13 protein-coding genes are annotated in these 14,437 nt (G+C 62.4%); 8 read left to right on the plus strand and 5 right to left on the minus strand.

The window, feature by feature from the left end:
- Window positions 1-6: 6 nt before the first annotated feature.
- The 4 genes from rsmA to CLR77_RS02865 all read right to left on the minus strand — a co-directional run bounded on the left by rsmA (window position 7) and on the right by CLR77_RS02865 (window position 5,674).
- Entirely contained in the window at window positions 7-822 is an 816-nt protein-coding gene (gene rsmA, locus CLR77_RS02850) for a 16S rRNA (adenine(1518)-N(6)/adenine(1519)-N(6))-dimethyltransferase RsmA (RefSeq protein ID WP_097459063.1), read from the minus strand.
- Window positions 819-1,838, minus strand: a complete 1,020-nt coding sequence (gene pdxA / locus CLR77_RS02855) for a 4-hydroxythreonine-4-phosphate dehydrogenase PdxA (protein ID WP_097459064.1) — start codon at window positions 1,836-1,838, stop codon at window positions 819-821. The genes rsmA and pdxA overlap by 4 nt, the downstream gene beginning before the upstream one ends.
- Window positions 1,835-3,154 carry a peptidylprolyl isomerase gene (locus CLR77_RS02860; RefSeq protein WP_097459065.1) on the minus strand — a complete coding sequence of 440 codons (1,320 nt, stop codon included), beginning with the start codon at window positions 3,152-3,154 and terminating at the stop codon, window positions 1,835-1,837. Before CLR77_RS02860 ends, pdxA begins: the two co-directional genes overlap by 4 nt.
- Before the next feature lie 108 nt (window positions 3,155-3,262).
- Complete coding sequence (locus CLR77_RS02865) at window positions 3,263-5,674, minus strand: LPS-assembly protein LptD (RefSeq protein WP_227519778.1); 2,412 nt, start codon at window positions 5,672-5,674, stop codon at window positions 3,263-3,265.
- Window positions 5,675-5,900: 226 nt separating this feature from the next.
- Between CLR77_RS02865 and CLR77_RS02870 the strand changes: the two genes are divergently transcribed.
- Genes CLR77_RS02870 through CLR77_RS02880 form a run of 3 tightly spaced genes read left to right on the plus strand, consistent with a single transcriptional unit; the run spans window position 5,901 to window position 8,400 of the window.
- Window positions 5,901-6,953 (plus strand): aminoglycoside phosphotransferase family protein, encoded by a 1,053-nt coding sequence (locus tag CLR77_RS02870; protein WP_097459066.1) that lies wholly within the window; start codon window positions 5,901-5,903, stop codon window positions 6,951-6,953.
- A complete protein-coding gene (gene murU, locus CLR77_RS02875) occupies window positions 6,950-7,645 on the plus strand; it encodes an N-acetylmuramate alpha-1-phosphate uridylyltransferase MurU (RefSeq protein ID WP_097459067.1) in 696 nt (231 codons plus the stop codon). Before CLR77_RS02870 ends, murU begins: the two co-directional genes overlap by 4 nt.
- A complete protein-coding gene (locus CLR77_RS02880) occupies window positions 7,642-8,400 on the plus strand; it encodes a co-chaperone DjlA (protein ID WP_227519779.1) in 759 nt (252 codons plus the stop codon). The genes murU and CLR77_RS02880 overlap by 4 nt, the downstream gene beginning before the upstream one ends.
- A gap of 6 nt (window positions 8,401-8,406) precedes the next feature.
- On the opposite strand, the gene CLR77_RS02885 is transcribed toward CLR77_RS02880, so the two are convergent.
- Window positions 8,407-9,489 carry a DUF3530 family protein gene (locus CLR77_RS02885; RefSeq protein WP_097459068.1) on the minus strand — a complete coding sequence of 361 codons (1,083 nt, stop codon included), beginning with the start codon at window positions 9,487-9,489 and terminating at the stop codon, window positions 8,407-8,409.
- Between the two features lie 160 nt (window positions 9,490-9,649).
- Between CLR77_RS02885 and rpe the strand changes: the two genes are divergently transcribed.
- The 5 genes from rpe (at window position 9,650) to trpD (ending at window position 14,435) form a co-directional block, all read left to right on the plus strand.
- Window positions 9,650-10,330, plus strand: coding sequence for a ribulose-phosphate 3-epimerase (gene rpe / locus CLR77_RS02890; protein WP_097459069.1), 681 nt, complete (start codon window positions 9,650-9,652; stop codon window positions 10,328-10,330).
- Window positions 10,327-11,013, plus strand: a complete 687-nt coding sequence (locus CLR77_RS02895; RefSeq protein ID WP_097459070.1) for a phosphoglycolate phosphatase — start codon at window positions 10,327-10,329, stop codon at window positions 11,011-11,013. Before rpe ends, CLR77_RS02895 begins: the two co-directional genes overlap by 4 nt.
- A 269-nt stretch (window positions 11,014-11,282) precedes the next feature.
- Window positions 11,283-12,779 carry an anthranilate synthase component I gene (gene trpE, locus CLR77_RS02900; RefSeq protein ID WP_097459071.1) on the plus strand — a complete coding sequence of 499 codons (1,497 nt, stop codon included), beginning with the start codon at window positions 11,283-11,285 and terminating at the stop codon, window positions 12,777-12,779.
- Between the two features lies 1 nt (window position 12,780).
- Window positions 12,781-13,386: an aminodeoxychorismate/anthranilate synthase component II gene (locus CLR77_RS02905; protein ID WP_097459072.1), complete on the plus strand. Its 606-nt coding sequence runs from the start codon at window positions 12,781-12,783 to the stop codon at window positions 13,384-13,386.
- A gap of 11 nt (window positions 13,387-13,397) precedes the next feature.
- Complete coding sequence (gene trpD / locus CLR77_RS02910) at window positions 13,398-14,435, plus strand: anthranilate phosphoribosyltransferase (RefSeq protein WP_097459073.1); 1,038 nt, start codon at window positions 13,398-13,400, stop codon at window positions 14,433-14,435.
- Window positions 14,436-14,437: the final 2 nt, after the last annotated feature.

Genomic DNA, 14,437 nt, shown 5'->3' on the forward strand with positions numbered 1-14,437 from the left:
GCCCCCCTATGCCGGATCCGGCATATTGCCGGCAGCGCTGAGGCTGTTCGCAACCGCCACGAATTCGGCCAGGGACAGGTTCTCGGGCCTCAGCCCCGAATCGATGCCCAGCTTTTCCCAAACGGCGGCGGGAACCAGATCTCCAAGCGCCTTGCGCAAGGTTTTGCGGCGGGCGTTGAACGCCGTGCGGACGACCCGCTCCAGCATCTTGATATCGTCAGCCGGGTGCGGCAGTTGCTGGTGCGGCACCAGCCGCACAATCGCCGAATCGACCTTCGGCTGAGGCCGGAAGGCACCCGGGCCAACCTCGAACAACGGCTGAACCCGGCAGTAGTACTGCGTCATGATCCCCAGTCGCCCGTACGCTGAATCGCCGGATACGGCTGCCAACCGCTGAACCACTTCCTTCTGCAGCATAAAGTGCATGTCGCCAATAATATCGGCCTGTTCCAGCAGATGAAAAATCAGTGGTGTCGAAATGTTATAGGGCAGGTTGCCGACGACCCGCAGCGGGCGGCCGTCATACAGCTTGCGGAAGTCGAAGCGCAGGGCATCGCCTTCATGAATGCGCAGGTCAGGATAATTGAAGAAACGGGTACGCAGAATCGGCACCAGATCCCGGTCCAGCTCCAGAATCTGCAGTGACGGATTGCTCTCGAGCAGCAGCTCCGTCAAGGCGCCCATCCCCGGCCCGATCTCCACCAGCGCATCGTCGGGCTGCGGACGGATGGCACTGACGATACGGTGTATCACGGCCGGATCATGCAGGAAGTTCTGTCCGAAACGTTTACGGGCCTGATGGCCAGCAGGCGAACGACTCATGAGACTTCTCCGGACGCCTCGGCCTGACGATGTGCCGCCATGTCCTGGGCGGCACGCAAGGCAGCATGCAAACTGCCGGCGTCGGCCCGACCGGTACCGGCCAGATCCAGCGCCGTGCCATGATCCACCGAGGTCCGGATAATGGGCAGCCCCAGCGTAATATTCACCGCATTACCGAAGCCCTTGTACTTGAGCACCGGCAGTCCCTGATCGTGATACATGGCCAGGACGGCGTCCGCCTCGGCCAGCCAGCGCGGGGTGAACAGCGTATCGGCAGGCAAGGGGCCCGTTAGGTCGAACCCTTCTGTACGCAGACGGTCGAGGGTCGGCTCGATGACGTCGATTTCCTCGCGCCCGAGGTGGCCGCCCTCCCCCGCATGGGGATTCAAGCCGGACACCAGGATACGCGGATGGGCGATACCGAAATGACGCTGCAGGTCCCCGCGCAGGATGCGCAGCACCTGGGTCAACCGCTCCGGCGTGATGGCCGCAGACACGTCTTTCAGGGGAAGGTGCGTCGTGGCCAGGGCCACCCGCAATCCTTCCGTCGCCAACATCATGACCACCCGCGGCACGCCGCAAAGGGCCTGCAGGAATTCGGTGTGACCGCTGAAGGCAATACCCGCGTCGTTGATCACGCCCTTATGCACCGGCGCCGTGACCATGCCGGCAAAGCGGCCGGCCAGGGCACCCTGCCCGGCAACCCGCAATGTTTCCAGGACATAGGCGGCATTGGCCCGTTCCAGGCGTCCCGCTTCCGTGGGTGCCGAGCGCGGCAGCGAAAGGACCGACAGGGCCCCCGCCTGGCAGGTGGCATCAGCCCCCGGCTCCCAGGGCAACAGGTCCAGGGTCAGGCCGAGCAGCCGGGCACGCTCCTCCAGCAGTTGGCGATCGGCCACCACCACCACTGGCGCAGTGCGGTGCTCCATCGCCAACTGCAGGCAAAGATCCGGGCCGATACCCGCCGGCTCACCCGCGGTCAAGGCCAGAGGAAGCGCTACCCGGCTTGCTGTCATGAAGATTTTTCCAACTTATCGTAAGGTGCCTTGAATTCGACGAAAGCCTCGCTGCGGATTTCATGCAGCCAGTTCTGCAGTTCCACTTCGTACTTGCGACGGAAGAGGATCTGATGGGCTTCATTTTCCTGCAGTTGCTGTCCGATGTCCTTCTTGCGGGTGGCTTCCACTTCCAGAATGTGCCAGCCGAACTGGGAATGGAACGGCTTGCTCAGTTGCCCCACCGGCGTTGCGTCCATCACCTTCTCGAACTCAGGCACCATCTCGCCGGGGCTCACCCAGCCCAACTCGCCGCCATCGGAGCCGGACACGGGATCGTCCGAATACTGGCGGGCCAGGTCCGCAAAAGAAGCGCCCTTCTTGATGCGCTGGTAGATATCCTCAATCTTCTGATGGGCTTCCGCATCGGTCAGGATTTCGGACGGCTTGATCAGGATATGGCGCACCTTGTACTGCTCGACGATGTGCTGCTTGCCGCCGCGCGTATCCAGCAGCTTGATGATATGAAAGCCGCTGGGGCTTTGGAGAAGTCCGGACACATCGCCCACCTTCATGTTCGGTACCACACCGGCGATCAGGCTCGGCAACTGCTCCTGGGTGCGCCAGCCGAGAACACCGCCATTCAGGGCGTTGCTGCCGTCGGAATTCGCAACGGCCATCTGCTTGAAGTCGGCCCCCTTCTTCAACTGGGCCAGCAGGTCCTCCGCCTTTTGCTTCGCCTTGGCCACCTGGTCGGCGTTATTGAAATCGTTGACCGAGATAAGGATATGGCCGATCAGGTACTGCTCGCCGGTATGCTGCTTGCCAGCCTGGGAGGTCAGGTAGGTCTGCACCTCGCGGTCGGTGATGCGCACCCGCGGGTCAACCTTGCGCTGTTCGATACGGCTGATCAGCATTTCCTGACGGATCTGCTCACGCGCCTCTTTGTACGTCAGCCCCTCCGACGCCAGCGCCTGTTGAAACTGATCGAGGGTATAGCCGTTGCGTTTGGCGATGTTCTGCATGGTGTCGTTCAGCTCGTTGTCGCTGACCCGCAAACCTGCCTGTTCGGCCATCTGCAACTGGATACGATCCAGGATCAGCTGGTCCAACACCCGCTTCTTGAGGATATCTGCCGGCGGCAATGGCGTACCCTGGGCATTGAGGCGGGATTCCACCGTCTGGATTCGGGCATCGAGCCCGGATTGCAGAATGACACCGTCATTGACGACGGCCACGACGCGGTCCAACAGTTTCTGCTCAGCCGCTGCGGAAGTGGACAGCAACAGCAGGCCCATGGCGATGACACCGAAAACGGCCTGGATTCTAGACTTCATAAGATCCCCAATCATGGAACGGACTCGGACGTTTTACCGTCCGGCGTGTTCACGCGACTATACCGACAACACCGGCAATGCAGAGGGCCGGTAGCCGCCTATTATGCCTCAGGGCAGCGCGGAAGTGCCCTTTACGTTGGCGTAACGTAATTTTTCCCGCTCGCGGTAACCGTATATGGCGTCATCGAGCTGCGGACCGGCACCGCCACCGCTGCCCAGCCCCTTGAGTGTCACCTGGAACAAAAGCCGGTTTTCCAGCTTGTTGTCGCCCGTCAGATAGCCCTGCTGGACGAATTGCGCACTCCAGCAACAGGTGGTGTATTCGATACCCGCCAGGGAGCCCACGGTGCGATTGGTCACACTATCCCAGAGCCAGCGCCCAATCAGGCTGATCCGGTCGGTGACAGGAAAGACCGTGCTCACATCCGTTTGTTCCACCCTGGAGGTGGTGTCGTAGGTGCGACCGAGATTGAGCAGATAGCGATAATCCTTGGAGTGGAAGGTCATCATCGCCCGGTTCTGCTGGGTCTTGCCGGTACGCGGGTCCCAGAGCTCCGACACACTGAGATCCAGGTTATTCGTCGGCCTCACCAAACCCTCCGCCGCCAGCGGCGAATCACTGCGGGTTCCCGTACCCGTTCCATTGAGACCGACGGTGCGGTCGCCGTAATAGAAGACCTGCCCGAAACTGAACCGTGCCCGTTCATCGCCGGTATCCAGGTTGTTGAAACGGGTCGTCAGGGCCACCGTCAGGCGATTGTTGTCACCAACCCGGTCACCGCCGGAAAAACGGTCACGACTGAAAAGCTCGTCGAAATTAAAGGTTTTCAACGTGGTATCGAAAACCGGGATGTTGTCCTGGTTCCGCGCCGGCGAATACACATAGTACAGGCGCGGTTCCAGCGTCTGGTTGTAGGGGCTGCCGAACAGCTCCGTGCGGCGGTCGAAGTACAGGCCGGCATCCAATTGGTAGAATGGCACACTACGGTTGATCGACGTCGGCACTTCGCCCCCGCCCACCAGCTGGTAGCGGGTGTAGTCCATCAGCACCGATGGATGCACATAGCCCCAGACCCGGTCGAAATTCAGCTGCAGCTTGGGCACCGTACGCAGACGGCTGCCGTTGGCGCGGGCCAGCCCGGTCAGGTCGGCATTGTCGCGGTAGAAGTAGTCATACTCGTTGTCCGTGCTGAACTCGAACAGCCCTTTCTGCCAGTCCATGGACAACAGCATCGATGGTAACTGCGAATAAGGCTGCTGCGCCGGCGTCAGATTGGGGTCGAGGACCTGATAGCCGTGTACCAGCGTTTCGAAATACACATGCTGCCCGGTGTAGGCGACCTGCCCCTGCCGCGCCAGGTAGGTGGTGCGGTTGATAACCAGGGTGCGGTTGAGGTCCGTCAGGTAGTTGTCGTCACTGACCACCGAGTAATCGATATTGGAACTCCAGCCATTACCGTAGCTGGAATTGTTGAGGAAACTGGCCGCCCAACGATCGGACGCCTTCCCCGGATTTTGCTGGCCGTAGTACTTGTCCCGGTTGATATACCCGAGTGAAAGCGTCGACGGCCCGTAGCGGTTCAGGTAACGCCCTTCCACCTCGGAGAGCAGTCCGCGGCCACTAATGTATTGCGGGGTATAGGTCAGATCGTAATTGGGTGCCAGGTTGAAATAGTAAGGCACCGCTGCGAATAAGCCGCTCCCCGTATTGGAGGTACCAAAAGCGGGATAGAGAAAACCCGATTTACGGCGGCTGTCGATGGGGAAGCTGATCCAGGGGAAATAGAAGACCGGCACATCCTCCACATGCAGGCGCACGTTGGTCGCCGTACCGTAGCCTTCCTTCTTGTACAGGTGGATCTTGGACGCCACCAGCGACCAGTCGTTGTGCCCCGGCCCGCAGGTGGTCATGGAACCATCGTTGATGTCGATCTGGTCGGCGGCGGGACGATCCAGGCTCTCCGCATCGCCCCGCATGTCCGCCGCGTGGATCAAAAAGGACGCCGTCTGGATATTCAGGTGGCCGTTATGGACGTTGTACGTGCCTTTATCGCCGGTCAGGAGGAAACCCTGCCCCCGGCTGACCAAAGGCCCCTGCACCGAGACCTTGCCGTCTTTCTGGTCGTAGACGGCCGAACCGCCCTTGACCTGGAAACTGCCCTGGCGGATGTCCACGTTACCGGTCAACCAAACCTTGGTGTTCATCTCGTAGCGGGCATGATCACCACTGGCAAAGACCGGCAGGTTGCCGTCCGCATCCGGCGTGTCGGCACCCGCGGGCAACGGCGACAGCGGCGGCTGGACATAGGTGCCGTCGCAATAGGGCGGCAGCGTGGCGCGGATATCGGCAGGTAACTTGTCCTTGGGCACCCAATCCATCTGCGCGGCACTCGGTGCCGCCTGGCCCGGCCCGGCGGCCGCCAGCAGCGTTCCGCCCAGGATGGTGCCCAAGAGGCGCCTGACCGTTGACCGCTTGCGGCTGCTGATTGTCATGTCTGGGCGTGCGGTCGGCTGCGGCACGTCATCGAATCCTGCAAGTGGGTGGGCGGGCCCCTGACAAGGCCAGCGGAATAATAGAGGACAGTAGGGCGCTTAGTTTACACATCGCATCTGGCCTTGTTAACGGCTATCCACCTTGCGCTTCTTTCATGCACCCATCGCGGAGCTTTTGCCGCCGTCGCTACCTTCTGCTAATTTGCCTGTGATCGTCGCGCATACTGATGGCGCGCCCCAGTTTGAGGAATCTATGGATCGCAGATTGCAGGCCTTGACGGCATGGTCCCAAGCACAGCTCGGCACCCAGAATGTCAGCGTCACCCCGGTCGCCGGTGACGCCAGCTTTCGCCGCTATTTTCGCGTGACGCCGAACCAGCCCGATGCTGACCGGACATCGCACATTCTCATGGACGCACCGCCATCCCATGAGGACTGCGCGCCCTTCCTGCGGATTGCCCGTTACTGGCACCAACACGGCATCCATGTTCCCCGCATCGAAGCCGAGGATACCGGTCAGGGCTTCCTGATGCTGGAAGACCTGGGCGACCAGTTATTCCTCCGACACCTCAACGAGGACACGGCCGACGAGCTATACGGCGCCGCGCTCGACACGCTGCTACAGATCCAAAAGCTACCGGCTCAGGCTGAGGAGTGCCCGTTACCGCCCTACGATACCACCCTGCTCGACCGGGAAATGGGGCTGTTCCGCGACTGGTTCCTGGAGCGCCTGTTGGGGCTGGAACTCAGTGACCAGGAGCATTGCGTGCTCGATACCACTTGCGCATTCCTGCGCGAAGCGGCCCTGTCCCAGCCGCAGGTTTCCGTGCACCGCGACTACCACTCCCGCAACCTGATGCTGCTGCCCGACGGGCGCCCCGGCGTTATCGACTTCCAGGACGCCGTGGAAGGCGCCATCACCTACGACCTCGTTTCCCTGCTCAAGGATTGCTATATCCTCTGGCCGGCAGAGCGCCGCAATGCCTGGGTGGAACGTTACCGGCAGCAATCCCTGGAGGCCGGCCTGCACCGTGCCGACCCGGAGACTTTCCTGCAGTGGTTCGAGCTCATGGGCATGCAGCGCCACCTGAAAGTGGCCGGCATCTTCTCCCGCCTCTGGCAGCGGGACGGCAAAGCCGGCTACCTGCAGGATATACCGCTGACACTGGATTACCTGATTGAGGCCAGCGCACAACAACCAGCGCTACGCGCCTTCCATGATTGGCTGACCGGACGCATCCGGCCCGCCCTGGCCCGCACCGACCTGAAACCGGCAGTGACTGGCGACGGGGCTGCCACCACGTGAAAGCCATGATCCTCGCCGCCGGTAAAGGCGAACGGATGCGCCCGCTGACCGAACGCTGCCCCAAACCGCTGCTGCCGGTTGCCGGCAAACCACTGATCGTCTATCACCTGGAAAAGCTGGCCGCCGCCGGCTGGCGGGATCTGGTCATCAATCACGCCTGGCTGGGCGACCAGATCGAAACAGCACTGGGAGACGGCAGTCGCTACGCGACCCACATCCGCTATTCCCGCGAAGGCACGCCACTGGAAACCGCCGGCGGCATCCGCCGCGCGCTGCCGATGCTGACCGATGCCGGCGAGGACTGGTTCCTGGTGATCAACGGCGACATCTGGACCGATTTCGATTTCCGCGACCTGCCGGCACCACCCGCCGATGCGCTGGCGTGGTTGCTGCTCGTACCCAACCCGCCCCATCACCCGGCGGGCGATTTCGGGCTGGACACTCAAGGCAGAGTCACGACCGATGCCAGCCCGTGCTATACCTTCTCCGGGATCAGCCTGCTGCACAGAGACCTGTTCGATACCGCCACCGGGGGCGCCCCCGACCGCCTGGGCACTGTCCTGCGCAAGGCCATGGGAGCGAACGCCGTGCGTGGCGCACTCTATACAGGTCACTGGTATGACATCGGCACCCCGGAACGTTTGCAGGCACTGGAAGACTGGCTGAACAGGACGCGGGAAACCCTATCGTGAGTGGTAACATCGAGAACATGACCGGCACGCTTTCCGGGCGCGCCGGCGAGGAATTCAAGAACCTGCTCCGCGAACTCCAGGCCTGCGGCCATCAGGCTGCAGAGCTGATCGGTCGTGCCGGGTTACCGCGACCGGCACAACTGCCCCTGTTCCAGTTGCTCGGCTACGTCGCCCGTGCCGAGGGCCGCGTCACCGAAAAGGACATTCAGTTCGCCGAAAGCCTGATACGCGCTCTCGGTTTCTCCAATCACCGGCGCCGCCGTGCCATTGCCGCCTTCCGTCAGGGCAAGGACCTGGCTGAACTCCCCTCCTCGCTGGGCCGCCGGTTACGCCTGCTGCTCCCGCTTTGGCCGGCACCCGCACTGCGAACCGCCTTCATGCTATGTCACGCCGGACAACTGAATGGACCGGGAGCGCTCGTCCGGATACAGCGCGTCGAAGAGGCCGTCGAGCAAATCGGTCTGCCATACGAAGTGGTGCAGGATATCCTGGAGAGTTACCGGCAGAAGGTCTGGGTCACCCGCCCCGAAGGCCGCGGCGATATGAATTACGACGAAGCCTGCCGCATCCTGGGCGAATCGCCGCAAGCCTCCTTCACCACGCTGAAGCAGGCCTACCGCCGGCTGGTCGGCCAGTATCACCCCGACAAGCTGGACGCAAACCTGTCACCGACCGCCAAAGCGGCCGCCAAGGAACAGATGCTGCGCTATCAGGAAGCCTGGCAGCGCATCCGCTACCGTCACCAGTCCCGCTGACAACGCTCAGCCACCACTACCCTTGGCCGGGTAGGCTTTCGCTTTCATGCCCTTGAGGTTCATTTCCAGCCAGCTGCTGACCCGGGAGACGACGTTGTCGGCAGCGCCGAGTCCGAAGCTGTCGTCCAACGGCAGCCACTGTTGCTGATAGTTGGCAAAGTTAGCCCGTCGTGCAGCGCCCTGGCGGGCATCTGCGAACGTCAGGGAACGGTCACTGTTGACGATATCCAGGACCGGCATGGCGAATCCGTCGCCCAAGGCCTTACCCAGATTTTTCGCCGCGTCGCCCGTCATGTCGGCACGCACCCAGACCATCGCCATGCCGGCACGGGGCAGGGTCTTGCTGTTGTCCGCCGCATAATGCGCAATCACGTCAGCACCACGTCCGACACCGATCAAGGCAATATTGCCGTAACCGGCTCCCTGCAGATAACTCAGCCCCGCCGCCAGACGCGCTTTCGCCAGTGTCATAAAATCCTTCGCACTACCGGGCATCGCCTGATCGCCACCCGCCTGGGCGACATCGATAGTAATACCCCCATCCTTTGTGTTCTTGGCGGTGTCTGCCGCTTTATCCTGGGCGCCATTTTGGGTTTTGTCCGTCTTGCCATCGGCGGCCGCCTTCGCATTGGCCGCCCCGGACACCTTGGCAGGCAGGGACCGGGCCGGGAGGGTTGGCAGGGGCGACGGCGGCAGACCGATAGAAAGCGTAAACCAGCCATAATCGGGCAATTTGCGACGCAAGCCTCCCGCCAAACCGCTATCGGCGCTCAGGCCCACATCCGCGATGATCAACACCGCCCCCTGGGGATTACCCGTGGTCTCCGGCAAGGTCAGCCCGACGAACCGGTCCTGACCGGCCGTCAGCCACTGGGCCTGATCGGGAAACTGATCCGCCAGCACCTGGTCGGCCTGTTGCGGCCCCATCATGTAGCGCTGATCCGACGGGGCGTCGGCAGTATTACCAGCGGCATCCTTGCCCCCAGCGGGAGCCGGTGACGGTGCCGCAGGGGCGCCCTGGGCCCTGACCGAGACGGCGGCAAGCATCAACACCAACAGCAACCCCGCCCCAAAACGCTGAAAATCCATCGAAGGCACCTTGTCTCTCTCCCACACACCCAGGATACTGGCTCTGGAGCTTCATCACGGGTACGCGATCCCGTCAGCTCTGGTAAACTAGCGACCCTGTAACGGTCCTGGTCGCCCACGATTGACTTGCGCCGTCTCCGCCGATCCCAAGAGGTTGTAAATGCACAAGCCGATGATTGCCCCGTCCATCCTGTCCGCCGACTTCGCCCGCCTGGGCGCCGAGGTCGATGCCGTCCTCGAGGCCGGCGCGGATATCGTCCACTTCGACGTCATGGACAATCATTATGTACCCAATCTGACCATTGGGCCGATGGTTTGTGAAGCCCTGCGTAAGTATGGGGTCAAGGCGCCCATCGACGTCCACCTGATGGTGTCGCCGGTCGACGACCTGATCCGCCAGTTCATCGATGCCGGCGCCACCTATATCACCTTCCACCCGGAAGCGTCCCAGCATGTCGACCGTTCCCTGCAACTGATCCGCGACGGCGGCTGCAAGGCTGGCCTGGTGTTCAATCCGGCCACGTCGCTGAACTACATGGATTACGTGATGGACAAGCTGGACATGGTGCTGCTGATGTCCGTCAACCCCGGTTTCGGCGGCCAGAGTTTCATCCCCACCGCGCTCGACAAGCTGCGCGAAGCCCGCCGGAAGATCGACGCCAGCGGCAAGGACATCCGGCTGGAAATCGACGGCGGGGTCAAGGTCAACAACATCCGCGCCATTGCCGAAGCCGGCGCCGACACCTTCGTCGCAGGCTCTGCCATCTTCGGCGCAGACGACTATGCCGACGTCATCAACCGGATGCACGCGGAAATCGCGGCGGCGGGATCCGCCGCATGAGTTTACCTGCGTTATTTGGAGACTTACCCAGCGCCGTCCTCTTCGATCTGGACGGCACCCTGGTCGACAGCGCCCCGGACCTGGCCCAGGCCATCGATGACATGCTGCGAGCCCTCGGCCGCGCACCGGCCGGTGAGGAACTGGTTCGCAGCTGGGTCGGCAATGGCGCCACCATGCTGGTGAAACGCGCCCTGGCCGGCACCATGGATGCAGACGCGGTCAACGCGCTGGAAGAAGCCGTCTGGCGACCGGCGCTGGACAAGTTCTTCGAGGCCTACCACCTCGTCAACGGCCGCCGTACGGTGCCGTATCCGGGGATCGAAAGCTTCCTGCAGACCCTGCACGAGCGGGGCTGCCGACTCGGCGTAGTGACCAACAAGCCCGCGGCCTTCACCGGGCCCCTGCTGGATTCGCTGGGCCTCACCCATTGGTTCGATGTCGTCGTCAGCGGCGACACCCTGCCGGTGAAGAAGCCGGACCCGGCGCCGCTGCTGCATGCACTGGCCCGCCTGGACGTCCCGCCCGCCGTGGCCTTGATGGTCGGCGATTCGATCAACGACGTCGAGGCTGCCCACGCCGCCGGTATGCCGGTGGTCGCCGTGAGTTATGGTTACAATCACGGACACGACATTTCCACGGCGGGAGCGGATATTGTGGTTGATTCGCTGATGGACCTTTTGTAACCTACGGCGAATCTTTTCTCTATCGCCGCCCGAGTGGCGGTGGCTGAACCCTTCAAACTGGCTGCGGAGCCCACCCTGGTGACGGGACTGAAAACGACTGCAACTCGTGGTGTTTGCGTGACGCGCGCAACGCGATGGTGGCGATGGCGTAACGGCTGAATCGCTCAGCCTCCGTCAGCCCGCACCCGGGCGATGGAACGACATCGTGGCCGCCGACAAGGTAACAGAAGGCGGCCAGACTACGGTCAGTCTTTTCAGGAAATTCCGACATGACACCCGAACAGTTTGCCGCGTATGCCCAACAGGGCTATAACCGTGTTCCCGTTTTCCGTGAAGTTCTCGCGGACCTCGACACCCCTCTGAGCACCTACCTCAAACTTGCCAATGGCCCCTATTCCTATTTGCTGGAATCCGTGACCGGCGGCGAGAAGTGGGGCCGCTATTCGATGATCGGTCTGCCGACCCGCAACCGGGTGGTGGTCAACGATCATCAGGTCAGCCTGATCCTCAATGACGAGGCAGTGGAAAACACGACGGTGGAAGACCCGCTGGCCTGGATCGAAGCATTCCAGACCCGCTACAAGGTCGCCCCGGTGCCCGGCCTGCCCCGCTTCACCGGCGGCCTGGTCGGCTACTTCGGTTACGACACCGTGCGCTACGTGGAAAAGCGCCTGGCTCGCTGCCCAAACCCGGACACCATCGGCACGCCGGATATCCTGCTGACCATCTCTGAAGAGGTGGTGGTGTTCGATAACCTCGCCGGCAAACTCTACCCCATTGTCCTGGTCGATCCATCCCGTGAAGGCGCCTTCGAAGCCGCACATAACCGTCTCGACCAGTTGATCGATCAGCTACGCCAGCCGACACCGGTCCACCGCCCACTGGATATGAGCGCCGTACCGTTGCAGGACCGCTCCTTCCAGTCCACCTTTACCAAGGAGGATTACCAGGACGCGGTGAACAAGGTGAAGGAATACATCGCAGCAGGCGACTGCATGCAGGTAGTGCCGTCCCAGCGCATGTCGATCCCGTTCAAGCCGGAACCGATCGACCTCTATCGCGCCCTGCGCTGCTTCAACCCGGCGCCCTATATGTACTTCTTCAACCTTGGCGACTTCCACGTGGTCGGTTCCTCGCCGGAAGTACTGGCCCGTGTCGAAGACGGCATCGTCACCGTGCGCCCCATCGCCGGCACCCGCCCGCGCGGCGCCACCGAAGCCGAAGACATCGCCTTTGAAGAAGACCTGCTCGCCGATCCCAAGGAACTGGCCGAGCACCTGATGCTGATCGACCTGGGCCGCAATGACGTCGGCCGCGTCTCCGACATCGGCTCGGTGGAAGTCACCGAAAGCATGGTGATCGAGCGCTACTCCCACGTCATGCATATCGTGTCCAACGTCATCGGCCACATGAAGTCCGATCTCACCGCCCTGCAGGCCCTGCGAGCAATCCTGCCCGCCGGCACGCTCTCTGGCGCGCCCAAGATCCGGGCCATGGAAATCATCGACGAACTGGAGCCGGTCAAGCGCGGCATCTACGGCGGCGCGGTAGGCTACCTGGCGTGGAACGGCAACATGGATACGGCCATCGCCATCCGTACCGCCGTGATCAAGAACGGCGAACTGCACGTGCAGGCCGGTGGCGGTATCGTCGCCGACTCGGTGCCCGAACTCGAGTGGGAAGAAACCCTCAACAAACGCCGCGCCATGTTCCGGGCCGTTGCCCTGGCAGAACGTGGACTCGATGACGCACACCGGGAGCACTGACATGTTGCTGATGATCGATAACTACGACTCTTTTACCTACAACGTGGTGCAGTATCTCGGCGAACTGGGTGCGGACGTGCGCGTCTACCGTAACGACGAGATCAGCATCGACGAGATCGAGCGCCTGGCGCCGGAACGGCTGGTGGTTTCCCCCGGCCCCTGTACCCCAAATGAAGCGGGTATTTCCATGGACGCCATCCGCCACTTTGCCGGCAAGCTGCCCATCCTCGGCATCTGCCTGGGCCACCAGTCCATCGGCCAGGTGTTCGGCGGCCATGTGATCCGCGCCGGACAGGTCATGCACGGCAAGACCTCCATGATCCATCACACCAACCAGGGCGTGTTCGCCGGGCTGGACAATCCGTTCCGGGCCACCCGCTATCATTCGCTGGTAATCGACAAGACCCGTCTGCCCGACTGCCTGGAAGTTACCGCCTGGACCGAAAATCCCGACGGCGGCGTCGAGGAGATCATGGGTGTGCGGCACAAGACCTTCGCCATCGAAGGCGTGCAGTTCCATCCCGAATCGATCATGACCGCCCAGGGCCATGACCTGCTGCGCAACTTCCTGCAACTGCCCCCGGTCGGCACCCGCCCGGCGCCTTGAGGAGACATGCCATGGACATGAAAACCGCACTGGCCCGCGTGGTCGATCACCTGGACCTCACCACCGACGAAATGAAAGCCGTCATGCGCACCATCATGAGCGGCGAGGCCACCGACGCCCAGATCGGCGGCTTCCTGGTCGGCCTGCGCATGAAGAGTGAAAGCATCGATGAGATCGTCGGCGCCACCGAAGTCATGCGCGAACTGGCCACGCCGGTACACGCCACCGCCACGCCGATGGTCGATATCGTCGGCACCGGCGGCGACGGCGCCAACCTGTTCAACGTGTCCTCCGCCTCGTCCTTTGTGGTCGCGGCCGCCGGTGGCCATGTCGCCAAGCATGGCAACCGCTCCGTCTCCTCCAAGAGCGGCAGCGCGGACCTGCTGGAAGCTGCCGGTATCAAGCTGGACCTGAAACCCGACGCCATCGCCCGCTGCATCGACGAGATCGGCGTGGGTTTTATGTTCGCGCCAGCGCATCACGGCGCGATGAAACACGCTATCGGTCCGCGCAAGGAACTGGGGATGCGCACCCTGTTCAACATTCTCGGCCCGCTGACTAACCCCGCCGGGGTCCGCCACCAACTGGTCGGCGTGTTCAGCGCCAAGCTGTGCCGGCCGGTGGCCGAAGTACTGAAGCGCCTGGGCAGCGAACACATCCTGGTCGTCCACTCCAACGACGGCCTCGACGAAATCAGCCTGGCCAACCGCACTCACGTGGCCGAGCTCAAGAATGGCGAGATCCGGGAATACGACATCGTGCCGGAAGACTTCGGCATCCACAGCCAGAGTCTGGTCGGCCTGTCCGTGGAAGGCTCGGCAGAATCCCTGGACCTGATCCGCGGCGCCCTCGGCAAGGACCACAGCGAACGGGCAAACAAGGCCCGTGACATCATCGTCCTCAACGCCGGTGCGGCCATCTACGCCGCCGATATCGCCCAAACCCTGCAGGAAGGCATCGACATGGCCGCCGACGCCATCGGCAGTGGCCTCGCCCTGGGAAAAATGCAGGAACTCGCCGACTTCACACGCTGCTTCGACGCGGAATAGAT

It is taken from the genome of Mangrovitalea sediminis (assembly GCF_002514725.1).
Lineage (GTDB): Bacteria > Pseudomonadota > Gammaproteobacteria > Pseudomonadales > Oleiphilaceae > Mangrovitalea > Mangrovitalea sediminis.